Source organism: Mucilaginibacter terrae (genome assembly GCF_042679325.1).
In the GTDB taxonomy this organism is placed as follows: domain Bacteria; phylum Bacteroidota; class Bacteroidia; order Sphingobacteriales; family Sphingobacteriaceae; genus Mucilaginibacter; species Mucilaginibacter terrae.
The window spans coordinates 22,829-47,360 of the sequence record NZ_JBHTMJ010000012.1 but is presented as its reverse complement, the minus strand read 5'-3'; the positions used below and the strand labels follow the sequence as shown (position 1 = coordinate 47,360).

Below are 24,532 nucleotides of genomic sequence, written 5' to 3'. Positions count from 1 at the left end.
AAACCAGTAATGACCATATTAAAGACCATTTTAGCCACCTTAACGGCTTACCTGCTAACATTTATAGCTACAGCGCCGGGCTTGCAGATCAAAGGTACAGCCATTGGTCTTAAAGACAGTACATGGATCTACTTGCAGGCCCAATCGCCCAAGCGTATGCTGGATTCGTGTATGGTTATGGGTGGTAAATTTAAACTGGCTGGTAAACTGAATGGCCCTGTTGAACAGGCTGTGATCCATACCGCCAGGTACACCAATTATGTATTTTTTTGGGCCGAAAGTAAACCGATGGAGATCATTTTAGAAAACGGCGCTTTTAAAAAGGGGGTGATCAAAGGATCGGTTACGGAGGATGAAGATCACTCATTTGAAAAAGCCAAGAGTCCCATCACGGTTAAAAACGACAGCCTCTCGAAACTATTGGACAAAGAGACCAATGCTGAAGCTAAAAAACTTTTGCGGAGCCAGTTGCTTACCGTGCAGTTACAAGATAGAAAATTTGATATTAATTATGTAAAGGCCCATCCTAACTCAATCATATCAGCCTATATTTTATCCGTGTATTGCTCTACCTGGGATAAGGAAACGGTCAAGGCTTTGTATGCCAACCTCAATCCTGCTCTTAAAAAATCGGAGTTTGGTATAAGCGTTAACGAATTTTTGACATTAAATAAAAATCTTAAATTGGGTGATCAATATGCCGACTTTGAACAGGCTACAGCTGGGGGCAAAAAAATAAAGCTGTCGGACATTAAAGGGAAGTATGTATTGCTGGAGTTTTGGGCATCATGGTGCGGGCCCTGCCGCGAAAGCAACCCCGCATTGGTAAAAACCTATAACCAATATAAAGATAAAGGCTTCGCCATTTTAGGCGTATCGTTAGATGATAACAAAGTCAGTTGGCTAAAAGCCATTAAAGACGACGGTTTACCCTGGGCAAACGTAAGCGAATTGAACGGTGATAAAAATAAGGCCGGCTTAATTTATGGCATTAACGCTATTCCCAACAATTTCCTGATTGATGAAAGCGGAAAAATAATTGCCCGCAACCTGCGCGACGCTGCACTGGATAAAAAACTGAAGGAGCTGATGCCGTGATGCAGTAAGCTGTTCCTTTTATTCAGTTAATTAATTTAGCGTAACATAAACGATCAGGATAATATATTGGTTGCCTTACCTTTAAACGGCCACTCGGTATTCACTTTAGCTTTAATGAAATAGACTACGGTACCTGTAGCTATGGCAATTAATCCGCCAAGTACCATAGTTAATCCGGTAGAAATTAAAATTCCGGCCCACATGATTATCGCCAGGTAAACCGGTAAAGGGAACAATGGCATTTTATAGGGGAAGTCTTGTTCGCTGCGGGCCTTTCGCAAAATCAGCAACCCAATGGCTTGCGATATAAACTGGATGAGTATCCGCATGGCTAGTATAGCACTGATAACGTCGCTTAACTTAAACAGAAGGCTAAACACAAAGGCTATTCCGCCTAAAACCAATAAAGAAACGTAAGGAAAGTTGCCGGTAGGATGCAGTTTGGCAAACACTTTGAAAAAGGCACCATCTGCTGCTGCTGCATACGGAATACGGCTGTAACCCAACGTAGCCGAAAACACTGATGCAAAAGCGACCAGCAAAATGAGGCAGGTTATAATTTTTGCGGCCATAGGTCCGGCCAGTTGCTGCATAAATACGCTGATCACAAACTGACTGTCTTTAGCCACTTGCCAGGGCACCACGCTTACCACGCTGATGTTCATCATCAAATACAGAACCGCAATACCGGCAATAGACAAGAACATGCTGCGCGGAATATTTTTGGATGGGTTTATAATTTCGCCACCTAAATGGCAAACGTTATAATAACCCAAATAACTGTACACGCTTTTAACGCTGGCAAAACCTATAGCCGCAATAAAGGTGTAGTTCATCGTTAGCCCGTCGTTAATATGTTTAATGGGTGCTAAAAAGTTACCATGCGAAATCCCTCCGCTAATGATAAAGAACAGTGTAAGCAATACTGCTCCCCACAGCAACACGCTTATTTTGCCTATATCTTCTATTTTACGATAAAGCAACAGCACAATAGCAATCACCACTCCTCCACTAATAGCCTTAGCCATTACGGGGCTTACCGGTATGAGATACGAAAAATAAGCCGCGAAGCCAATAGCAGCCGAGGCAATAACCAGCGGTGCCTGTATCATGGTTTGCCATACGAATAGAAAGCTCATCATTTTACCCAAGCCTTCTTTACCGTAAGTTTCTTTCAAAAAATTATATGAGCCACCGGCCTTAGGAAAAGCTGCGCCCAATTCGCTCCATACCATGGCATCAACTATAGATAACACCGCACCAGCCAGCCAGGCATACAAAAAGTACGGACCGTTCATCATACTAATGACCATAGGCAGGGTTATAAAAGGCCCGATACCCACCATATCGGTCATGTTAATGGCGGTTGCTTGCAACAGGGTAAGCCGGCGTTTAAGTGTGGTTTCAGACATAGCGGAAGTTAATATGGGCGTTGTTTTGCAGTTGCAGTGTACAAATTTCAATTATGGGTTGTATTGTAAATACAATAATCATCAGGCAGATGCGCTTATCCTATCCTTTTTTAACTTCAGTATCCACATTACTAAAACTGAAAGCGCAATTAATACAAAGTAACTAAAACAGAGGTTATATTCATCCTTAGCCGGGAAAACATTAATGATGCCATAGCTTAAAAACGAGACGATCACATAGTTGATACCGCCCGTTAAACCGCTGGCAATCCCCGCGTTTTTGGGGAAACGACTCAAACAGTAAGTAAAGAAATTATTGAAAGTAAACCCCGCCGCCGCGTGTATAATAAAGGCAAAAAAGATGAGCGAATACAAGTTACTCACATACTTCACACTCACCAGCATGGCAATGGCAAATAGCACCTGCAAACCTATATTGGCCGCCGTGCGACTGAAAAATGGCTTGTTAATAGTGGCTTTACCGATAAAGCCGCCCGTCATCCAGGCCAAACCCAACACCAGCGAGCTATAGCCCGCTATAACGGGAGATAGGTGCAGGTTATGTTCAATTATGAAAGGGCCGGTCATGTTGTAGATCATTACCATGCTGTACGCCAAACCCAGCATTACAATGCCCAGGGTAAAGCTTACCGTTTTAATCATGCTTACATACACTTCTATAATTTTTTTGAGCGTGAATTCAGAATAATGCTTGATAGATTCGCCACTATATATAAGCTCCAAAACGGCCAGTACCACGGCAAACCCGGCCAGAAAATAAAAGTTGGATTTCCAGCCGAAAGCAATTTGCAGGTAACCACCAATAAACGGGGCTATGATAGGCCCGGTTGACCAGATGATAGAGAATAGACTGAGATAATGCTTTAACTTTTCGCCCGAAAACAGATCGATGAAATAAGCCCTCTTGGCTACTACAATTGCACCTACCGTAAAACCATGCAAAATTCGCATAATATAAATGAGGTAGATATTCTGCGTGTTGGCAATAATAACGCTGGCTATGGCAAACAGCACTAAACAAACCAGGCTTAGCTTATAACGGCCAAAACTATCCAGCACACTACCAATAAACAATTGCGATACCCCATAGCTGATCAGGAATAATGTCAGCGTAAATTGTACCTGGATATCGCTTACGTGAAGCGTACGGGCCATAGAAGGTAACGACGGAATATAAATATCGGTAGCAAAACCAGATAAGGGTATGAGGGCAAATGCCAGCAATGTTGCAATACCTTTGTGCTCCTCTTTAATGGGCTTAGGCGAAGTTATATTCAATAACATACAGGTTGATTCAAAGTACTCTCTACATCATCATAACACATGTTGCAGAATAGTTATAGTGCTTAATAAGCGCAAAACTATTCATTTTAACAATTTCCGGCTGTCTGTTATTTATATATGGCAGGCAGGTGACCGAACTAATACCGTCATGATATTGCTGAAGGTTATTACGTAGATAGTGTTGAATGAACAACATGCTAAAAATAATGTTATACCCGGCATGGAACACGAAGAAAGGCCTTACCAGCCTATTGAAAACTATGGCATAATAGGTAACCTGCGCACTACGGCTTTGGTATCGTTAACCGGATCGATAGATTTTATGTCCTTTCCCCGGTTCGATTCGCCTACCATATTCCTGTCCATGCTCGACTCTAAAAAAGGGGGCTACTTTTCAGTTGAACCTCAACTTAAAGATTACACTTCCAAGCAATTATATATACCAGGCACCGCGGTGCTGCTAACACGCTTTTTTTCGGATGATGGTATTGCCGAGTTAACAGATTACATGCCTTATCCAAACGAAGATGGCAAATCGGTTTGCGCCATTGTACGCAAAATCAAACCCATCAGGGGCGATATTGCTTTCCGGGTTAATTGTGTACCGCGTTTTGATTACGCTGCGGCAGACCATAAAGCCGTGCTTAATAATAATGAGATCACCTTTACTTCCATTAACGATGGTAACGCGCAATTAAGGTTAATTGCCGATGTTCCGTTGCAGATCAGGCGAAAAGATGGTTACGCCGAATTCACCCTAAAGGAATCCGAAACGGCGCACATTGTACTGGAAGCTGTTGAACAGGAAGACGATAAACCCACTACCAATATTGAGCATTACATTCATAATACCTACCAGGAAACTATTAGCTCCTGGCGTAAATGGTTGAGTAAATCTACTTACAAAGGTCATTACAGTGAGTTGATACACCGCTCGGCCATTACACTTAAATTGCTTACTTCCATTGAACATGGTTCGGTTGTGGCGGCGCCTACGTTTGGCATCCCCGAAACTTTGGGCGGCGACCGTAACTGGGACTACCGTTTCACCTGGATCCGCGATGCAGCTTTTACCATGTATGCCTTTATTACGCTGGGTTTTTATGATGAGGCTACTGCCTTTATGAACTGGATTTCGGGTTTATGTACCGATAACAAGTTGCAGTTATTGTATTGCGTTGATGGAACTAAATGTAAGAAAGAAACCGAGTTAGGGCATTTAGATGGCTACAAAGGATCAAAGCCGGTACGAGTGGGCAACGGCGCAGCCAGCCAGTTACAAATAGATATTTACGGCGAACTGATTGATACGATATACATTTACAATAAAAACCACAAACCTATCACTTATCAATTTTGGACGCTGATAGAAAAACAGGTAGAGTGCGTGGTGAGTGAGTGGAAAAATCCAGATCATGGAATTTGGGAGATCAGGAACATGAAGAAAGAATTTCTGCACTCCCGGCTGATGTGCTGGGTAGCTATGGACCGTGCTATTAAGATTGCCGAAGACCGTTCTTTCCCCTATCCTAAAGCCCATTGGTATGAAGTGAGAGACGCAATCTACACCGATATATATCACAACTTTTGGAACGAAGATCTGCAAGCGTGGGTGCAATATAAAGGCGCTAAAAATGTAGATGCAAGTGTATTGCTGATGCCCTTAACGCATTATATATCGCCATTAGAGCCAAGATGGCTTTCCACTATGAAAGCAATTGACCAGGAGCTAAGCCTCGACGTACTGATTTATCGTTACCAAAATCACCTGGAAAATATTGATGGCTTAGATGGTGAGGAAGGCACCTTTAATATGTGCTCGTTTTGGTATATCGAAGCTCTTGCTAAAAGCGGTGAATTAGACCGGGCGGTAGAAAACTTCGAGAAAATGATAGGCTACGCCAACCACCTCAACCTGTTCAGCGAAGAATTAGGAAACAAAGGTGAGCACCTGGGAAACTTTCCGCAGGCGTTTACGCATCTGGCATTAATTAGCGCGGCTGTAGAGCTTAACAAGCAATTGAGCCGGGTTAAAGATATTTAAAAAACCATATCATTGCGAGCGTAGCGTGGCAATCGCACGCGTTTAGATATACAAGCGTGCGTGCGGTTGCCACGTCGCTATCGCTCCTCGCAATGACATAAGTTTTTTAGTAGTACTATTACTTATAAATATACACCTCCACCTTACCATCAGCAGTAATACAACCACGGTACATGCCTTCGGTATTAAAGGGCATGGTTACGTTTCCTTTGCGGTCTAAAGCTATCAGGCCGCCGTCGCCGCCCATTTTAGCTACTTTGTCCTGCACTATTTTGGCAGCTTCGGCAACGCTTAAACCTTTATATTCCATCAGGTCTGATATGGTTTTGGCTACAACATTACGAATGTAATACTCGCCCCAACCGGTGCAAGAAATGCCTGCGGTTTCGTTATTGCAATAGGTTCCGGCACCAATAATGGGCGCATCGCCAACGCGACCGTATTTTTTGTTGGTCATGCCGCCGGTGGAGGTACCGGCGGACAGGTTACCTGCCTTATCTAAAGCTACACAACCTACGGTACCAAACTTATAATCGTGGTTTTTTGTACCCAACAGCATCGATTTTTTATTACCATGATCCAGCACTGCTTTGGCCGAATCTTCTTTCAATGCCTTTTGCAAACCGTTCCAGCGCTCGGGCGTCCAAAAGTATTTAGGATCCACAATTTCCAAACCTACTTCTTTAGCAAATTTGTCGGCCCCGTCACCCACCATCATCACATGTTCCGATTTTTCCATAACCGCCCTTGCGGCACTAATTGGATTTTTAATGGTAGTAACCCCAGCAATTGCACCGGCTTGCAGCGTTTTACCGTTCATAATGGCGGCATCCAGTTCGTTGCGACCATCATGTGTAAATACCGCACCCTTACCCGCGTTAAACAGCGGTGAATCTTCCATTACATGAATGGTTGCCTCAACCGCGTCCAAACTGCTTTTACCAGCTTGTATTTGTTTGTACCCCTCTTGCAAAGCTTTGGTTAATGCAGCTATGTAGGCGGCTTCCTTTTCGGCGGTCATATTCTTTTTAAGGATAGTGCCAGCACCACCGTGTATTACCATTACATATTTTTTTTGCTGGGCATTAACTGTTAATGTGGCTAACAATAAAACAGCTAATATTTTTAATCGGTTCATTATATTTTGTTTGAAAGTATGATAAAAGAGTTTGTTTTTACCTGCCCTAAATTAATTATATTGCCATACAATTCAGTGATATACATGAGAAAACTATTACTTGTAGGTTTACTGGCTATTAGTACCTCTGTTGGGGCACAAACCAAGCCTGAAGACGTTAAAACTTTCACTCTGGCCAATGGGATGAAATTCCTGGTGCTGGAAGACGGCTCAATACCAAACGCCAACATGTACCTTTTTTATAAGGTAGGATCGCGTAATGAATATCCCGGCATTACCGGTCTTTCGCACTTTTTTGAGCACATGATGTTCAACGGCGCTAAAAAGTTTGGTCCTAAACTGTTCGACCGTACAATGGAGTTTAACGGTGGATCAAATAACGCTTACACTACCCAAAATGTAACCGTGTACACCGACTGGTTTCCTGCCAGCGCTATGGAAACTATTTTCGATCTGGAGGCCGACCGGATAGCCAGCCTGAGCATCGATCCTAAAATGGTGCAAAGCGAGCGCGGCGTGGTATCGTCCGAAAAAAGCACCGGCCTGGAGAACAGCCCCTGGGAACAGCTGAGCGAATTAATATCAGCAACCGCGTTTACCGAACACTCGTACCACTGGCCGGTAGTAGGTTATCAAACCGATATTGACAACTGGACCAAAGAAGACCTGGAACGTTATTTTAAAACTTATTATGCACCCAACAATTGCGTAGTGGTGGTAAGCGGCAATGTAAAGCTGGCCGATGTTAAACGCTTGGCCGATAAATACATGGCACCCATTCCGGCTCAAACCCCACCCCCACCTGTTCACCTCAAAGAACCCGAGCAAGTTGGCGAGCGCCGGGTAATGTTGAAGAAACAACTCCCTGCCCCTAACCTGCTAATGGGCTACCATGTACCCGAAGCTAAAAGCGACGATTACTATGCGCTGAGCATTTTAAGTGATGTATTATCGAGCGGAAATTCTTCGCGCCTGTACACCTCACTGGTAGATCAGAAACAGATAGCCACCATGGTTTCTTCCGACTACAGTGAAAGCTTCGACCCTACCCTGTTCATGATCTATGGCTCGGTAGCTAAAACTGCTAAGGAAGCCGATGTGGAAAAGGCTATTGATACCGAGATAGAAAAAATTAAGAAAGATGGCGTTACCCTGCGCGAACTGCAAAAAATAAAGAACCAGAAATTGGTACAGCTTTACAAACAGTTAGAAACCATTAACGGCAAAGCCAACTCACTGGGTACTTACGAGGTATATTTTGGCGATTACAAAAAAATGTTCGACGCCCCGGCCGCTTTTAATAAAGTTACCGTAGCCGATATACAACGCGTAGCCAACAAGTACTTTACCAAAAACAACCGCACCATTGGTGTAGCTAAAACCGAATTAGACTAATGAAAATTTTCTCTATAAAAAACATAGGCTTGCTGGTTTCGGGTTTAACCCTTACTGTGGCTGCTGTTGCACAAACAGCATTTAAACTCCCCGCTTACGAAAAATACCAACTACCCAATGGACTAACCGTTTACCTGATGGAACAGCATGAGGTTCCGTTGATCAGCTTTTCGGCCATATTACCGGCAGGTGCTATTAACGATGGCAGCAAACATGGCCTGGCCTCACTAACCGCGTCCGGGTTACAGTACGGAACGCGCAGCTATACCAAAGCGCAAATCGAAGAGCAGTTGGATTACATAGGTGCCGATTTGAGCACCCGTGCGACCAAAGAATTTACAGCTATATCGGCCAAGTTTGCTACTAAGGATATTGACAAAGCCTTACCTATTATAGGCGAAGTAATGTCGGCCCCTACCTTTCCGGCTACGGAATTTGAAAAGGAAAAAACTCGTACTCTGGCCTTATTAGAGCAGGACAAGCAAAGTCCGCGCAGGGTTATTGGCTCGTACTGGGATCATTTCATTTACGGCGATCAGGCTTATGGTAACAGCATAAGCGGTAGTCCGGCTACGGTTGGTAAACTAACCGCTGCCGATTTGAAAGCTTTTTATCAAGCTAATTACGCACCCGAAGGTTCGGCCATTGCTATAGCTGGTGATTTTGATCCTAAGCTAATGAAGCTAAAACTGGGCCGCATGTTCAGCACCTGGAAAAAAAGCGGTATTGCTCAAAAAGCATCTGCTGCTGTTACTGTAGCAGCGCCAACAGAAGCGCGTGTGTTATTAGTTAATAAAGAAGATGCCCGCGAAACCACGTTTTACATTGGCGGTTTAGGCATTCAACGCAACAACCCCGATTTTGTAGCAATTGATGTAGTAAACACTTTATTTGGCGGCCGATTTACTTCGATGTTGAATGATGAACTTCGGGTAAATTCGGGTTTAACTTATGGTGCCAGCAGCAGGTTCGCACCGCTTAAAAATTCGGGAACCTTCTACATTACCACCTTTACCGCTAACAAAACAACTGCTCCTACATTAGAGAAAGCCATTGAAGTATTGAATAAGCTTCATAAAGATGGCATTGATGAGCAAAGCCTGGCATCAGCTAAAAACTATGTAAAGGGCCAGTTCCCTCCGGGTTACGAAACATCCGGCCAATTAGCCGGTTTGCTTACCCAAATGTTTTGGTATGGCTTTAACGAGTCGTTCATTAACAATTTTCAGGCAAATGTAGATAAATTAGACCTGGCCGGTGCTAAAGCCATTATTGCAAAGTACTATCCAAAAGATAAATTGCAGTTTGTAATGATAGGAAAAGCTGCCGAAGTTAAACCTATTGCCGAAAAATATGGCAAGGTAACCGAGAAGCAAATTAAAGAAGACGGCTTTTAAATAAATTACATTAATTCTCGCTCATACCTAAATTAATACTGTAGAGAAACCGATTCAATATCTACCGTTAACGGCTTCTTATCAGTGCCCATAGCTAAATGACTTGCAGTAATCTCTAATTTATCGGCATCGGCAATTTTAAAACCCATAAAGCTACTTACCTTAAACCATAGCGGTAAAAAACCGGGATATGGACGTGGCAGTATTAAACTTGAATCGGGTTTAAGTTGAGACAACGGTATTTCAATGGTTTTACATTCGGCGTTTAAATGAGTGTATGCAGCATAGCAGGAGGCATCTGTTTGCGTTAAAGCCAAACGTATTTTAGCCGAATCTCCGTTTGTAACCCTTGCTCTGATTACTAATTTAGTAAACCCGCTAATTTCTGTTAAACGGCTTTTTAATTTATCTCCTATGTAAAGTTGCAAGCCCATTACTTCATCGTTACCTAAAGCAGGGGCAACCATACGGGAAATTATATTTCCCGTACCATATCCGCTTACCCACCGTAAGCCAGCATTGCGGTTATAATTTGGAAAGTATGGATTTACTGCCGCTTGATCGGTTAAAGGATTGAATAAGGTAATGTATCCTTTAGCTGCTGCTATGTAAGTTTTCCAGTAATCATTATTTAAGTAATCCCACTTTTGTGGATCACCCTGATGTGCACCCGGGTAAACGATATAATTTCCGCTCCCTTTATCCACAATAATGTGGTATTGCAAATGGCCCGTTACTACTGCTGTGGCTGGTATAATAGCTGTATAATCATAAGGTGTAACTTTCTTCATTTCAATACTTAATGGCCTACCTATATACTGGTTAACATGCAAAGATACTTTAGCTGTAGAATCGAGATTGATGACCTTTACGTTAACCGTGTATGGCTTGCCCGCAGTTATTTCTGCCGGCGGTGTATGCGTTAAATTAGTTTCGTGGCTTAATGGTTGAGGAGCTACAAATTCATACAGTCCTATGGTGTTATTAATTTTAGCGGTGTTAAACTGTTTGCCAAGGCTTATGCCTTTTTTAGTGATGATATAAGTACCGGGGCTTACCAAAAATCGTCCGCCATTGGCAGTGGTCAAATTCGTATTGCCGGTATTGATGCCCTTAATTTGAAATGTGTCCCCTATATCTTCCAGCTTAATTTGCATAAATTGTGTATGCCATTCTATATGCACAGCTTCACGCAATGGCGATGGCCGCTCAAACGGGTCGCGCATTACAATAGCATCCGGCATAACCTCCAACCGCCAAATGCCGCTTTCCAGTTTATCTAAAAAGTATGCGCCGTAACCATCGTATTTAATTATGCCCGAACTGCCTACGCCTGCAATATGTGCTAACTTTTTACCGTAAACAGGGCCGGTAGCGGTTGTACCCGAATAATAGAATTCTTTGGCCGTGTTCATTTGACTCATGCCTTGTTTGTAGCTTACCTGGTAGGCCTCAAAAACACTATCAGCCGGATAGCCACCATAAGATTTACCGGCTGGTAGCATATGAAAAGCGCGGTTAGCTATCAGAAAACTGATAGCCTTTGCCGGTGTATATGCTAAGTTTAAATAATGGGTTTGATATTCGGTATTACCGTAAGCCGTGGCCAAAGGATCGTAAGCAAACTGGGTAACCCATTGAAAACCTGCTTGCTTGAAACTGCGTGCTACAGCGGGGTATAAATATGATTGAAGCAGATCGGCAGCATCGAACTCATAGATGATCCGGGCTTTGTTCTTAAACTCAGGTATGGTATCAAAGGGGAAAGTGTATTTATCTATATTAGGTAAAAAATTTCCTTTTTGTTCGTGACCGGCTACCAAGCCAATGGGATACCATTGAAAGCTAAAGCCATCGGCTTTTGATTTAGCAACCGCATCGGCATACCAGGGCGATTCGCTGATGTTATAAAATACAGGTTTGTTCCAGCCTGTACTATTGATGGCAGCTTTCATCCGGTTAATATATTCTGTCGCACGTAGTTTGGGTCCGCTGTGATGTGGCTCATTATTTATTTCGGTCGCTATCACAAAGTCATCGGCGGTGTACGTCTTTTTTGTGTAACAATTAACATGCTTAAAAAATTGCTGTAAGTACCGTTCCTGTGCTTTAAAAGCCTTTTCGTTTACCAATGCCCCGTTTTTACCATATTTATCGCTAAAGCTGCCGGTATGTTCATCTTTTTCTGGATAACCATTTCCCCAAAATGCAATGGGCGTAATTATAATCCTCATATTACGCTCTTCCAACTTAGAAACCAGATAATCGAACAAACGTAAATGTTCATTCTCTTTAAGATTACCTAACGAATCGCTGATTTCCGTATCCCAAACATGCACCCTGAAGGCATCCACGCCCATACGGGCCAGATGATAAACATCTTTATCTATTTCTTTTTCAATGTTTAAATTTAATGATTTTACCGAGCGGTAACCATAGGCGAACGGAATTGTGTAATTGACCCCGAACAGATAAATGGGCGACTTATCCTTGCTCCACCTAAACACCCCTTTGGCATCTACGTATGTTGGTGGTGTTTTGATTTGAGCTGTTGCTATAAACCCTATACTTAATAGTATAGTACAATTAAGAATGATTTTTAGTAAAAAAGACATGGTTTATAATTTTTACCCTTGCGTTTGAGGCACCCGGTAATAGTTTCTGTGAAATGTATCTGTCATCCGATAAGCGGACAAATATAGATATCACTTTAAAACCAACAAGTCATATTTCTTCATTATAATCGAGATTTTTAGAAAAAGTATCCTGCATTTTACTAAGCGACCAAAAAGCAAGTGTCAGGCATAATATACCTACCACAATACCAGCGTAAACCAGGGAGCCGCCGAACTGCGTACGCAGGTATTGAAACAATATAGTAAGTGGCACCACAGCACCTCGAACAAAGTTGGGTACAGTGGTGGTTACCGTTGCCCTTATATTGGTACCAAACTGCTCGGTGGCAATAGTCATAAAAATAACCCAGTAACCAACCGAAAAACCCATAAACAAGCAAATGATATAAAAGGCCGTCAAGCTTATATCTTTAAATAAAAAGTAGCAAGAAATAGATATAAGCGATAAAAACAAATAAGTATAAACCACCTTGAGCCTGCTTTTTAAATACTGGCTTAAAATTCCACTTGCAATATCGCCCAGTACTAAGCCGCCATAACAACAGGCTACCGCCGCCCCGGCACTTACCTCGCCTTTGATGTGAAGCACTTTACCAAACTCGGGCGAGAAGGTAATGAGGATACCTACAACAAACCATAAGGGTACACCAATTAATATACACCGTAGGTATTTTATAAACCTGTCCCAATTGGTAAATAGTGCAAAAAAGTTACCCCGTTTTACATTTTCTTCTTTTGCCTTTCCAAAAATGCCCGACTCAGCTACACCTACGCGAAGCAGCAACAGGCAAAGTCCTAAACCACCGCCTATAAAAAATGATATACGCCAGCTGAAATATTGAGCTATAAAATACGCCGCCACCGCACCGCTAACACCTATGGATGCTACAATTGTTGTGGCCTGACCACGCTTTTCTTTAGGCATTAATTCGGCTACGAGGGTAATGCCGGCACCTAATTCACCCGCCAAGCCAAAACCTGCTACAAAGCGCCATATAGCGTACCAATGTACAGTTGAGACAAAACCATTGGCCAAATTAGCTATCGAATAAATAAAAATAGAGCCGAACAGTACAGAAAGCCGCCCTTTTTTATCGCCCAGTACACCCCAAAATATTCCGCCTACCAATAAGCCTATCATTTGTACATTCAGCAGCAAAATTCCGCTATTGGTCAATTCATCGCCTTTTAAGCCTATGGATAGCAAGCTTGGCAAACGAACTATGCTAAATAAAAGCAGATCATAAATATCTACAAAGTAACCAAGCGACGCCACGATAATGGCGGCAACCGGAAATGTAATGTTAGCATGTTCAGAACCGATGACAGGTTTTATTGAGTTACTCATGTGTATTTCATAATTATAACGCCGCATGTAAGGTGCGGCTATTATTTTTTGGACAGTGTTATGCTATTGGTTTTGCCTTTAGCACCATTTACATCAAAAACTAATTGTATAACTGGTTTTATTTGTTTTACCTTAATTTGTTTATTTGCCAGTATAACTTTTACAGCTTTATTGTTGTGTATATAAACCTCAACAGTACCGTTGTTTTCCATTGTTGGGTCGGCCAGTGAAATAGTGATGACCTCTTCGGTTTCGCCCACCAATACCGCTGCTTTTTTATTACAGGTGATGTAGGCTTTGTTGTTGGAAATAGCAAGTGTTGTTAAACTGTCTGTCCAAAAGTTAGCAGCTATTATATTAAGTTTATTTTCTTTTACAGCCTGCAGGTTAGCGGTATTGCTTAAAATCGTAATATCGGGCTTTACCGAATACGCTTTTACCTGCTCGGGTAAAAAACCAGGTAAAATCACATACGCATATTGTGCATCTTTAGTAAGTGTATTAGCTTGATTATGGCTTTTTGAAATTGTTAAATAGTATGCTGATCTTAGAACACTGTCCGATCCTTCGATCTTATTAATATCGCTCCATCTCCCGGTTTGCAGCTGACGTGTAACCTTGATAGCTGTGCTTCCCGGAAAATAATAACCAACATCGGCCCCCTTTACGTTTCCGGTTATATGGGCCCAGTTCACATTAACTTCTTTTGCGGTTGTATCGGTTAGCTGTGTTATAGGTTTGCCATTAACCGTAACTGTATTACTATTATCAGGTAGTAGTTTTCGTTGCTCTATGTAAGTGTAAACCGGCTTAGTGTTGCCATTAGTAATGGAGGCACCAAGGGCAACTACCTCATTATCGAACATAAACCACGATTTTTTTGCAGATAATACCGTACCAAATGGTGCCAGATGCATACCTGTAACACCGTATTTGCCATATATGCCGGCTCCACCAACCCAACTTTGCGTACTGGTTTTGCCAGGACTTGCAGTTGCTCCTTCCACTACTGTTGTACCCGGTAAATGATGAAAATTGACAGTCGGCCAAAAATTATCATTATACTGCTGCTGGTCGGCGTTGTACAAATAAGTCATCCCGCTACTGGTGTTCCAAGCTTTTAAATTTTCCTGGTTTATAGATTCATAATTAAGGATACGGCTGGAATGCATACTAACGCCAAAAGCATATTTTGCCGTATGCTGTACTACCCTATCCATATTAGCAAATTGCCGGTAGATCTGGTAACTGCCGGATGGACGAACGCGTTTATCATCCATAATGGCACTGAGAAGCTTTAACTGAACAATACCCGATAATGCTGTCTTATAATCAGGGTAGGTATTGTCGCTCTGAACGTAATACTTGATCAAGGATTTAAGCTTGCCTGCCTGGTTAGCCGGTGCAACCTGTGCCAACAAGAGCATAGCTTCTAACATGGCTTTGCCTTTAAAATGTTCTGTGGCAACGGGCCTGGCTATCTCACGCCCCATCGTCATACTCATGAACCCTCCCCTATAAATAATAGGTTTGAAAGCAATATCTATCCACTCAAAAAGGTTGTTACTTAAAGGTATCTGTATTTCATGCTGTGCCGAAAACAAGTAAAGCAATTCGGACAAAGAGATTAATAACGATGCACCATAAGCACCTGTGTATGGATGTTTACTATGTTGGATAAAGGAACCATCGGTATAAAAACCATCACCTACGGTTACATAATCAAACACTAAAGGCAGTGCTTCTACAGCCCGGGTAATCTTGCTCTCGCTTTTTGATATTATACCGCTCAAGATACTTACCCGGCAAACCCATACGAGGTTGGCTCCTGTATATCTTTTGAGCTCGGGTGTACAGTGATCTATAACTTTGATGTAGTTTTGGCGCTGTGCAGGGGTTAGTTCATTATAAAAAAGGATCAGGATGTTATTTAGTCTGTTAGGAACACCTATGCGGTAGTCCCACCAATTATTGATGCCACCCGTTGAAGGTACGTTTATTTGTTCGTTGTACTGGTTTTGGTACAGCCAGTCAAGCGCTGCAATAATATCTGCTTTTAAATTGGCATTATGATACAAAGACGAAGGACTTGTGCAGTAAGCCAGTGCCATTTCCTGTAAACGCTTATAACTACTTGTAATATCGGCCGATGATGTAAAGCGCAGATCGGGCCACAGGTGGGTAGTTCGGGTATCGGCCTTAATCATGGACTCCCAGTTTGTATTTGCAGTTGTATTTATATCTGTTACCTGCGTACGCGCATCAACCTTGCCAGGCAAGCCATCCCCGGTTAAAAAATTGTACCAGCGGTTACGCAAAGCATCAAAATTAACCATGTTTGAATCTTTGCTATATATGGCGCACGTGTGTTTAACTATAGGTTTGTACCCCTTACTGGCATGCGCCGTTAAACTGCAAGCAATCATTAATAACAGATATTTTAGGCTATGCATATTTAACAATTTAAATTGTAGGGAGCGATCGTTTAATTACGCTCATATTATCTTTTTGAACCTTAATTACATAGGCTTTTGCCTTTTCCATGGTTTTTAAAGATTCGGCATAATTGTTATGCAGCTTCAGTAATGCGGTTGATATTTGTGATGCCGGTGTTTCATCAATTAAAAAATACCAATCGCCCAAACCCACATCGCGCCACATTTGCCCTTTACGGGTATCGGTAGGTTGCTTTAAGTGTATGCTGGGAATACCCTGATGAAAAGCCATAATTGGCGAATGTGGCTCAAAGGCAACCAAAGCTTTTGAGCGCTTGTAAACCGAAGTAGCTTCATCGGGCAGCCAAAAGCTATCGCGCCAAACTACATTTTTTTTAATATCATCGGGCAGCGGATCATAAATTACCTCTTTGCCCAAATCAACCTGGTAGGTAACCTCCGCACAAATCAGTACTTTCAAGCCCGTTTTTTGAACCCAATCTGTTACCACCTGACGTAGCTTCTCCGCATCAATTTGTTTATGTTGAAGGGATATGGCATATCTTCTTTTATCTTCTTCATTAGGTTCAATACCCTTCATTTGCCAGTAAGGTGTGTAACGCAAGCGTGGTATTACACAAATAAATTCACCTTGTTTTAGCCCAACGCTTTGCAGGTAAGCTTCGGCCTTAGGTTCATTAAGTACATCTATGGCAAAAGTAGCATCGGGCCCGAACTCCTGCACCGGACATTTCAGATTGAGCGTTTTTAAATATTTTAATGATTCTGTATCTCTGCAGTGGATAAAAGATGCTTTATCAATAAGCTCGCTTACTTCTGGGCTTACTTCATCCAACGATACTCCGTAAATACCATAGGGCTTTTTGGTTTCATTCCACCAACTTTGCAGGTCTTTGTAAGCGGTTACATAGGGCCCCGAGCCATGAACCATAAATGAACATTCATTAAAAGCCTTTCGCAATTCGGGCGAATTAGGCCCAAAGCCTGTACTGCTGGGTAATATTTTTACTTTAGGAAAGGTTTTGGCTAAAAGCGCATCAACCCCCCTGTCTATTAACTTTGGCCAAAGCACTACTTCAACTTCCGGCAAGTATTGTTTAAACAATGCCAGTATCCCGAAGGTATGTCCTATATCGCCTATATTAACGGTTTGCCAGGCGGAGCGGATCAAAACCTTATGCTTGGTTTTAGCTCCTTCTGCAGCCAATGCATCCGTAATGGGTGTTATAAGAGGTATAGCCGATAGTATGGATGCTTTTTTTATAAACTCGCGTCTGTGGTTATTCATATCAAATTGTAAATTAAATAACTGTGTAATAATAGCCTTACTAATATGTAGTGATGTTTAAGGATTTGAAATTATTTTTGCTCAGGTCCTTATATCTCACCATAGCTTCAACAAAATAGTAATCGGCATAAGTTAGCGGCTTATCAACTTCAGATTTGTGTGGTAAGCTACCTACACTTTTTTTTAATAGAAACCCACCATTCTCTCCTTTTGCTGCCCTATATTCGGGTGTTGATAAGGAACGTATAATGGTTTGGGCAATTGAAAGGTAATTTTGGGAGGTTTTACCACTGGTGTAGGTAGAAAGTTCAATTAATGCGGAAGCAATTAAAGCTGCTGCCGATACATCCCGGGAAGCATTGGGGATACCCGGGGCATTAAAATCCCAGTAAGGCACCTTATCGGCTGGTAAATTAGGATGATTCAAAATAAATTGCGCGATGTGATTAGCCTGGTTTAAATATTTTCTGTCTTTGGTTTCGCGGTACATTAAAGTATATCCATATAATCCCCAACCTTGCCCACGTGCCCAAGCAGAGCTATCAGCGGCGCCCTGATGAGTTCTCTTGAGGGTTACGCCTCCGGTTTGCGGATTATAATCAACAACATGGTAGGAGCTATAATCGGGCCTGAAATGATTTTTCATGGTTGTGTTGGCATGCGATACCGCTATTTTATAGTAAGAAGAATCGCCGGTAACACGGGTAGCATAAAAAAGCAGTTCCAGGTTCATCATGTTATCAATAATTACAATATACTGGTTCGGGCCTTTATCCCATGATCGGATGCAACCTACTACGGGGCTAAACCTCGTTGATAAAGAGCGCGCGCTGTTGACTAAAATATCTTTATAAGCAGGCTTGGCTTGCAAACGGTTGGCATTGCCGAAGCTGCAATACATCATAAAACCTAAATCATGGGTACCTTTATTGTATTGTTCTTTTTCAAGCAAGGTCAGCTTTTTTAAAGCCTCGCTGTATAGTGCCTCATTATTTTTCGCTTCGTGCAGGTAAAGCAATGTTCCGGGGTAAAACCCGCTACACCACCAATCTGATCCGCTGGTTACCAGCCCCCCTTTATCATCCAGTGTTTTGGGCAGTTTATCAGCCGGAATTTGAGTGCTGAAATATTGATATTGTTCGGCTGCTTCCTTTAAGTTTTGATCAATAAGTACATTTAAATCATTTTTGGAACTGCCGCCCTTTTTGTTTTGAGCATAACAGCCCGATTCTGCAAACAAAGCTGTAATAACCAGCAGCCCTTGCAAAAAATAATTCTTAGTTATATTCATTTCTGTTATTTTATTTCTTTCAAAATGTTACTTTTTTACCCAAAATCTTATGTTTCTGATCTCTACCTTACTGGTATCGCTTCGGGTAGTATAAATACCACATTTAAAGTAGTGTGTAGCATCTCCTTTATCATTAAACGTGCCTTTTAATACCTTGTTGATATATACCATTACCTTACCACTATCCGCATTATGAATAACGTTAACATGCTGCCACTTATCGTAAATGCCGGTTTGCAATACTTTGCTGTCGTAATGTTTAAATGAGCCTTCATTTTCATCGTAAGCTTTCATATTAAATGCCGTTGCCGATGTGGTGCCGCCAAATACCTGCATAATAATGGGATGCTGACTGCCTTTATAAACTTTATAATCGGCCTCAAACTGGTTCATTCCCGAGGTATAATCATTTTGTACACGCATTTCGCAGCGTGGTGAAGTAGTGCTGTTTTGCTGAAAAGACGCATCGCCTTTCAAAAGCAGAAAGGTGTGCGTATTGGTTGCTTTATCAAAGCGGTGGCGCTCATTCAGGTTTACGTTCCAGGGTTTGTGAAAAGTAAAGGTGTACTGCTGTTCGGTCCACCCGCTGGTAGGGTCGAATGCCTGTTTATTACCTAGTAAAATTTCAGCGGTATAGTGTGGTTGTGCAGGTAATTCATTATCATTTACATGATGACCGTAACCAGTTATTATGCTGATGGCACTAAAAATTATGAACTGAAAGTATTTCATGTATTTTATAGCTTGCTTTGTTTGTTAGGGCTTGTTACATTCAGCTTAACAGCTTTCAAATCTTTATCGGCCGATGACCCACCGGTCATGATCTTAAAATCACCGGGCTCTATCCCGTAAGTATTGTCTGCCTTGTAACAGGTAAGCAGATCGGGACTTATACTAAAGGTGACCTTTTGCTTTTCGCCGGGTTTGAGGCTTATCCTTTTGAACCCTTTTAGTTCTTTAACGGGCTTCGTAATACTACTGATCGTTCCGTTGATGTAAAGCTGTACAATCTCTTCGCCTGCCTGCTTGCCTGTGTTGGTTATCTCCAACGATACTTCTGTGTACTCGCCAGCAGTAATACTTGCCCTGTTTATAACCGGCGACCCGTAACTGAACGAGGTATAGCTTAATCCGTATCCAAAAGGGTATAAAGGGCCTGTTTCGCTATCAATATATTCCCGGATAAACTGTGAAGGTTTATGATTATAAAAATTACGGATCTGCCCGGCATTGCGAGGTACGCTAACTGTTAATTTACCGCTGGGGTTAACTTTGCCAAACAATACATCGGCAATGGCTTTTCCACCCAAGCAACCTGGTTCCCAGGCTTCCACTATAGCAGAAATATTTTTTTCGATCCATGGTATGCTCAAAGGCCTGCCATTAACTAGTACCACAATGACAGGCTTACCCGATTTTTGAAGTTGCTCGATCAGTTGTTGCTGTAGCCCCGGTAAGCCGGTATCATCCCGGTCTACATTTTCTCCAGCAGTACGGTTCTTTTCAAAACGGAGTGAGTTATCTCCGGCTACAACAATTACCAGATCGGCTTCTTTGGCTTTTTGTGCAGCCTGCAACACCGTTGCCATATTCATTTCCAAAATTGATTTTCCAGAATCGAAATAGCTTACCTCACAAGTAGGGCCGGCTTGCTGCCTAATCCCACTCAATACTGTAGTAATATTATTATCGGGTTGCTTTAAACTCCAATCGCCCAAAATAGCCTGATTTGCTGCGTTAGGGCCGGTAACCAGTATTTTTTTATATAAACCTCTATTGAGCGGTAATATGCCGTTGTTTTTCAGCAATACAATAGATTTTTGCGCTGCTTCAAGTGAGGCATCTGTATGTTTTTTAGTAAAAATCTTGCTTTCATATTCTCCAACAAACGGATCTTCAAACAAGCCTAACTTAAATTTAGCTTCGAGTATCCTGCTAACCGATGAATCTATGCGTTGTTCGTTTATCCGTCCTTCTTTGATCAGTTGCAGCAAAGGTTCTAAAAAATCGGGGCCGTGCATGTGCATATCCATGCCAGCTATTACGGTTTGATATACTGCTTCTTTTTGACTCGGAGCTATACGGTGCACTTCGGCCAAACGCTCTATATCCATAAAATCGCTGATATAAAAGCCATTAAAGCCCCATTGCTTACGCAGTAAGTTTTCCATCAAATATCCGTTAGCATGGCAGGGAATACCATTTATTTCGTTATGGGCGGGCATTATACTAAATACGCCGGCATCGGTAGCTGCTTTAAAAGGCGGCAGATAAATTTCGTTTAAAGTACGTTCTGATAAATCGGCAGGTGCTTTGTTGAGTCCATTTATCGGTTCGCTGCCCGCAATAAGATGTTTGGCGCAGGCTATTACTTTATCACTGCCGGTAAAATCATTCCCTTGCAAACCCTTTATTGTAGCTACCCCAAAAGCCGATACCAGGAAAGGGTCTTCGCCAAATGTTTCGCCTACACGGCCCCAGCGGGCATCGCGGGAAACATCCAAATTAGGCGAAAAAGCCCAGTGCGATCCGGTTGCCCGCATTTCAACAGCCGTATAGCGCGATACCTGTTTTACCAATGCCGTATCCCAGGTGCTCGACATACCGATTGGTGAGGGATAAATAGTATTGCCGGCCACCATGCCATTGCCATGTATGGCATCTATGCCAATAAGCAAGGGAATTTTTAACCGGCTTTGCTGTGCCAGGGCTTGTAATTCATTTGCTTCTTTAGCGGTAACCACATGTAAAAAAGATCCGATCATGCCTGTTTTTACCATCTGTTGTACATCACTAATTTTTAAACCCGGATAAAAAGAGGCGGCATCATTGTTTTTAAGCTGCTTTAAACTGATGTTCTTTTCAGCAGCTTTAATGTGCTCCAGGCCTACATACTGGCACATCTGGGCAACTTTTTCGGCCAATGTCATCCGTTTAAGCAAGTCTGTTACGCGGTCTTTTACAGGCTTATTCTTATTTAAATAAACAGGAACATTATCGTTAGCCAATAGCGGATCGCATAACATAAATAGCAATACCACAATTGTTACTTTTAAAGCCGACGATAGGTTTACAGGCACAACAATTTGCATATAAAAGTAGTATTAGGGTTTACGAAATTGATCAGTTGCCGCTTTAAATGTTTTATATATTTACCAGGCTGGTGATTTTTTGCCATGAGATATTGCTTTAATTAACTTCGATTTGATTAATGACCAAGCCTGCATCTGGCATATATATGCGGATAGTACTTTCGGTATCTTTAATTATCTGGTGTGTTGACATGCCCTGAGCATAACCCCGCAATACATTTTCGGCCCAAACAGGTGTATCTGCATCAGTACCAATATTGATAATTTGCGGATCACTGTTATTTACCGAGATGGCGTAACGGAGATTTAGGCCTTTGTATATACGAAATGTAGGCAGGCATTTTATCCATATATTATGCTTACCCGCATCTAACTTTATTTTATATTCTACATACGGGGCCTGTTGTATATCACTTACGGCGTATTGTTTTATGGCATACGGCAAAACCGTTAACCCATTTCCATTGATGCCCAACCCAGGTACAATTGTAATTTTTGTACTGTCGGTATTTTTAATTATATAACTTTTAGTTATATCAAGTTGTACATTAGCTTTGGGCATTGTGCTGGCGGCAGGTTTAGCAACTGCTGTTTTTAACATAGCCTTAGTAGCTACCTCAGGCATTATAAACGCGTCTTGCTTACGGGGTTGCCAATCCATCATTCCATTCCACTTGCCGCCGGCAATCATTTTATTATAAGTAACTGTAATATTTTGTATCTGCTTATAGGCATCTTTTGCAATTTGGCCATAATATAGTGCTTGCGTATTCCCCGTATTGGCCAGTGCTATACTTTTACGTGCGCACAAAAACTTTTTGTTCATGAGGTAAGCACCTGTAACAGGATAATAGATCAGTTCAAAGTATGCGTTTTGCAGATTTGCAGGTATCCGTTTTTTTATAGCAGCCGCCTGCAGGGCAATGGCCTCGTAATCTTTAAGCCGTTGATCAGCCTCTGTTGTAGTAAATTTTATTTTATGCAAATGTTCGGGCTTTGCCGATGCGGCCAGCCTGTAGTATTCTGCTTTGATGCGGCTTATTGCACCTGCAAATTGCTGACCGAAAGTTTCGGAAGCCCATTTTTTTAAATATTGCTGTGCTTTTTGCGGCGGCCATTGGTTCACATTCCAGGCCAAATCCATAGCAAATTGTGTTTCCAGCTCGGCCGGTTTAATATCGCCTACGTTAAACACCCATAATTTATTAGCCCCAAATTGGTAAGCTTTACTCATTTCATGGGATATTAAAGCTGGTGATACAGATGATAACCATAGGTAATCTTCAGGACTGCCCCAGTACGACAGATGGTAATAAATACCGCTCTTGCCACTGCGCTTTTGCTCATCGGGGCTGGATAACTGACGGATGTAGCCATGATTGTCATCAGCCCAGGCAATGGTAATGTCATCGGGTAGGTTTAACCCTGCCTGATATATATCAAGCACTTCTTTATAAGGGCAAAAAATTTGCGGGGCGGTATGATCTGTGGTGGGTAACACGTTTTTTAACATCGAGCGTTGGTCGGCGATCACTTCTTCAAGCAGCTTTGTTTTAGCCTCAATAGAGGGAGGCCCCGGCATACTACCATCATGAATACCACGCATACCTACGGTGTAAACCGCATCATTGCCCTTTGATTCCTTTACACGGTCGTTCCAATAAGTAAATATCTGGTTTTTGTTTTCGTCGTAGCGCCAGTGCCCGGGCCCGGTCTTATATTCGTTCTCGTAATTTTCGGTCCACTCAAATACATTGTTCCTGAGCATAGGCTCGCAATGGCTGGCACCTAAAACAATGGCGTACTTTTCGGCTACTATGGGGTTTTGTTTGTAATACCAAAAGGCCTTTGTACAAGAATGCATGGCCGGCCATATATAATTAGCCTTTAAACGGAGCAGCAGTTCAAAAATACGGGCGTAGGTTTTAGGCCCTATATCTTTTACATCTTTATCCATATTATTTGCGGCCCAGGGTTGCAGCCCAAAATCTTCATCATTCAAAAATATGCCGCGATATTGTACAGAGGGACTTTGTTGTATAGGCTTGCCCGCAGTAAGGTATAAGCTGCCATGATGTGCAGGCTTAATATCGGCCCACCAATAAAACGGCTGTACCCCAATCATGCGCGATAATTCAAAAAGTCCGAATGCTGTTCCGCGCCTGTCGCTGCCGGCAACTACCAATGCCTGCTTTACCCCTTTATAAGGATTATTGATGATAGCAATATGAAAGGTTTCCCATTTTCCGCTTATCGCCTTTATTGTTGGGTTTTTTTCAGCCAATTCATCAGTCAGTTTACTTTTACCTAAAGTTCCGGCAATAATCACATATTGGCTTGCACCTATAGTTTCAGCTGAAGCATCAACAGGTTTACCAGTTACCCGTTGTAAATCTTCGCTGAAGCATTTGGCAGCTATATGCAACACTTCGGCATCTGCCTTATCGGTAATTAATTTTACACCTATTCCTGGCGATGATAACGGAAATGCACCCGGCATTTTAGTATAACTAACAGCTATTTGACCGGCATTACCCTGGGCAGCAGCTATGCGTACCCCTACAAACAGCGTTATACCTATTATCTTCACTCTTAATATGCTACTCTTTTTAAACATCTTTATCCTGGTTAC

At 42.2% G+C, this 24,532-nt stretch carries 15 protein-coding genes; 4 read left to right on the top strand and 11 right to left on the bottom strand.

What is annotated here, in order from left to right; translation table 11 throughout:
* The first annotated feature begins 9 nt into the window (after positions 1–9).
* Entirely contained in the window at positions 10–1,098 is a 1,089-nt protein-coding gene (locus tag ACFQ3S_RS12065) for a redoxin domain-containing protein (protein ID WP_377164705.1), read from the top strand.
* A gap of 53 nt (positions 1,099–1,151) precedes the next feature.
* Here ACFQ3S_RS12065 and ACFQ3S_RS12060 read toward each other — a convergent pair whose 3' ends face one another.
* Positions 1,152–2,510: an APC family permease gene (locus tag ACFQ3S_RS12060; RefSeq protein WP_377164703.1), complete on the bottom strand. Its 1,359-nt coding sequence runs from the start codon at positions 2,508–2,510 to the stop codon at positions 1,152–1,154.
* Positions 2,511–2,591: 81 nt separating this feature from the next.
* Complete coding sequence (locus ACFQ3S_RS12055; RefSeq protein ID WP_377164701.1) at positions 2,592–3,815, bottom strand: MFS transporter; 1,224 nt, start codon at positions 3,813–3,815, stop codon at positions 2,592–2,594.
* 220 nt (positions 3,816–4,035) lie between these two features.
* On the opposite strand from ACFQ3S_RS12055, the gene ACFQ3S_RS12050 reads away from it, so the two are divergent.
* Positions 4,036–5,859 (top strand): glycoside hydrolase family 15 protein, encoded by a 1,824-nt coding sequence (locus ACFQ3S_RS12050; protein ID WP_377164699.1) that lies wholly within the window; start codon positions 4,036–4,038, stop codon positions 5,857–5,859.
* Between the two features lie 118 nt (positions 5,860–5,977).
* On the opposite strand, the gene ACFQ3S_RS12045 is transcribed toward ACFQ3S_RS12050, so the two are convergent.
* Entirely contained in the window at positions 5,978–6,997 is a 1,020-nt protein-coding gene (locus tag ACFQ3S_RS12045) for an isoaspartyl peptidase/L-asparaginase family protein (protein ID WP_377164697.1), read from the bottom strand.
* 84 nt (positions 6,998–7,081) lie between these two features.
* Between ACFQ3S_RS12045 and ACFQ3S_RS12040 the strand changes: the two genes are divergently transcribed.
* Together ACFQ3S_RS12040 and ACFQ3S_RS12035 are read left to right on the top strand one after the other, a co-directional pair.
* On the top strand, positions 7,082–8,392 hold the full coding sequence (locus ACFQ3S_RS12040; protein WP_377164695.1) for a M16 family metallopeptidase: 1,311 nt from the start codon (positions 7,082–7,084) through the stop codon (positions 8,390–8,392).
* Positions 8,392–9,789, top strand: a complete 1,398-nt coding sequence (locus ACFQ3S_RS12035) for a M16 family metallopeptidase (protein WP_377164693.1) — start codon at positions 8,392–8,394, stop codon at positions 9,787–9,789. The genes ACFQ3S_RS12040 and ACFQ3S_RS12035 overlap by 1 nt, the downstream gene beginning before the upstream one ends.
* A gap of 32 nt (positions 9,790–9,821) precedes the next feature.
* On the opposite strand, the gene ACFQ3S_RS12030 is transcribed toward ACFQ3S_RS12035, so the two are convergent.
* The 8 genes from ACFQ3S_RS12030 to ACFQ3S_RS11995 all read right to left on the bottom strand — a co-directional run bounded on the left by ACFQ3S_RS12030 (position 9,822) and on the right by ACFQ3S_RS11995 (position 24,517).
* Positions 9,822–12,404 (bottom strand): cellulase family glycosylhydrolase, encoded by a 2,583-nt coding sequence (locus ACFQ3S_RS12030; RefSeq protein WP_377164691.1) that lies wholly within the window; start codon positions 12,402–12,404, stop codon positions 9,822–9,824.
* Between the two features lie 109 nt (positions 12,405–12,513).
* Positions 12,514–13,773: an MFS transporter gene (locus ACFQ3S_RS12025; RefSeq protein ID WP_377164689.1), complete on the bottom strand. Its 1,260-nt coding sequence runs from the start codon at positions 13,771–13,773 to the stop codon at positions 12,514–12,516.
* A gap of 41 nt (positions 13,774–13,814) precedes the next feature.
* The gene (locus tag ACFQ3S_RS12020) at positions 13,815–16,109 is read right to left on the bottom strand and encodes a polysaccharide lyase 8 family protein (RefSeq protein ID WP_377164687.1); all 2,295 of its coding nucleotides are present in this window, start codon (positions 16,107–16,109) and stop codon (positions 13,815–13,817) included.
* Positions 16,110–16,236: 127 nt separating this feature from the next.
* Entirely contained in the window at positions 16,237–17,517 is a 1,281-nt protein-coding gene (locus tag ACFQ3S_RS12015) for a polysaccharide pyruvyl transferase family protein (protein ID WP_377164685.1), read from the bottom strand.
* Between the two features lie 40 nt (positions 17,518–17,557).
* Entirely contained in the window at positions 17,558–18,808 is a 1,251-nt protein-coding gene (locus ACFQ3S_RS12010) for a glucuronyl hydrolase (protein ID WP_377164683.1), read from the bottom strand.
* 27 nt (positions 18,809–18,835) lie between these two features.
* A complete protein-coding gene (locus ACFQ3S_RS12005; RefSeq protein WP_377164681.1) occupies positions 18,836–19,540 on the bottom strand; it encodes a polysaccharide lyase family 7 protein in 705 nt (234 codons plus the stop codon).
* A 5-nt stretch (positions 19,541–19,545) separates the two neighbouring features.
* The gene (locus ACFQ3S_RS12000) at positions 19,546–21,900 is read right to left on the bottom strand and encodes a glycoside hydrolase family 3 N-terminal domain-containing protein (protein WP_377164679.1); all 2,355 of its coding nucleotides are present in this window, start codon (positions 21,898–21,900) and stop codon (positions 19,546–19,548) included.
* 97 nt (positions 21,901–21,997) lie between these two features.
* On the bottom strand, positions 21,998–24,517 hold the full coding sequence (locus ACFQ3S_RS11995; RefSeq protein WP_377164677.1) for a glycosyl hydrolase 115 family protein: 2,520 nt from the start codon (positions 24,515–24,517) through the stop codon (positions 21,998–22,000).
* Positions 24,518–24,532: the final 15 nt, after the last annotated feature.

Bases quoted from the DNA above. Each gene is read 5' to 3' on its own strand.
- ACFQ3S_RS12065 (WP_377164705.1), top strand. From the start codon at position 10: ATGACCATATTAAAGACCATTTTAGCCACCTTAACGGCTTACCTGCTA.
- ACFQ3S_RS12055 (WP_377164701.1), bottom strand. From the start codon at position 3,815: ATGTTATTGAATATAACTTCGCCTAAGCCCATTAAAGAGGAGCACAAA.
- ACFQ3S_RS12035 (WP_377164693.1), top strand. From the start codon at position 8,392: ATGAAAATTTTCTCTATAAAAAACATAGGCTTGCTGGTTTCGGGTTTA.
- ACFQ3S_RS12030 (WP_377164691.1), bottom strand. From the start codon at position 12,404: ATGTCTTTTTTACTAAAAATCATTCTTAATTGTACTATACTATTAAGT.
- ACFQ3S_RS12045 (WP_377164697.1), bottom strand. From the start codon at position 6,997: ATGAACCGATTAAAAATATTAGCTGTTTTATTGTTAGCCACATTAACA.
- ACFQ3S_RS12060 (WP_377164703.1), bottom strand. From the start codon at position 2,510: ATGTCTGAAACCACACTTAAACGCCGGCTTACCCTGTTGCAAGCAACC.
- ACFQ3S_RS12040 (WP_377164695.1), top strand. From the start codon at position 7,082: ATGAGAAAACTATTACTTGTAGGTTTACTGGCTATTAGTACCTCTGTT.
- ACFQ3S_RS12020 (WP_377164687.1), bottom strand. From the start codon at position 16,109: ATGGTTAATTTTGATGCTTTGCGTAACCGCTGGTACAATTTTTTAACC.
- ACFQ3S_RS12005 (WP_377164681.1), bottom strand. From the start codon at position 19,540: ATGAAATACTTTCAGTTCATAATTTTTAGTGCCATCAGCATAATAACT.
- ACFQ3S_RS12000 (WP_377164679.1), bottom strand. From the start codon at position 21,900: ATGCAAATTGTTGTGCCTGTAAACCTATCGTCGGCTTTAAAAGTAACA.
- ACFQ3S_RS12015 (WP_377164685.1), bottom strand. From the start codon at position 17,517: ATGAATAACCACAGACGCGAGTTTATAAAAAAAGCATCCATACTATCG.
- ACFQ3S_RS12025 (WP_377164689.1), bottom strand. From the start codon at position 13,773: ATGAGTAACTCAATAAAACCTGTCATCGGTTCTGAACATGCTAACATT.
- ACFQ3S_RS12010 (WP_377164683.1), bottom strand. From the start codon at position 18,808: ATGAATATAACTAAGAATTATTTTTTGCAAGGGCTGCTGGTTATTACA.
- ACFQ3S_RS11995 (WP_377164677.1), bottom strand. From the start codon at position 24,517: ATGTTTAAAAAGAGTAGCATATTAAGAGTGAAGATAATAGGTATAACG.
- ACFQ3S_RS12050 (WP_377164699.1), top strand. From the start codon at position 4,036: ATGGAACACGAAGAAAGGCCTTACCAGCCTATTGAAAACTATGGCATA.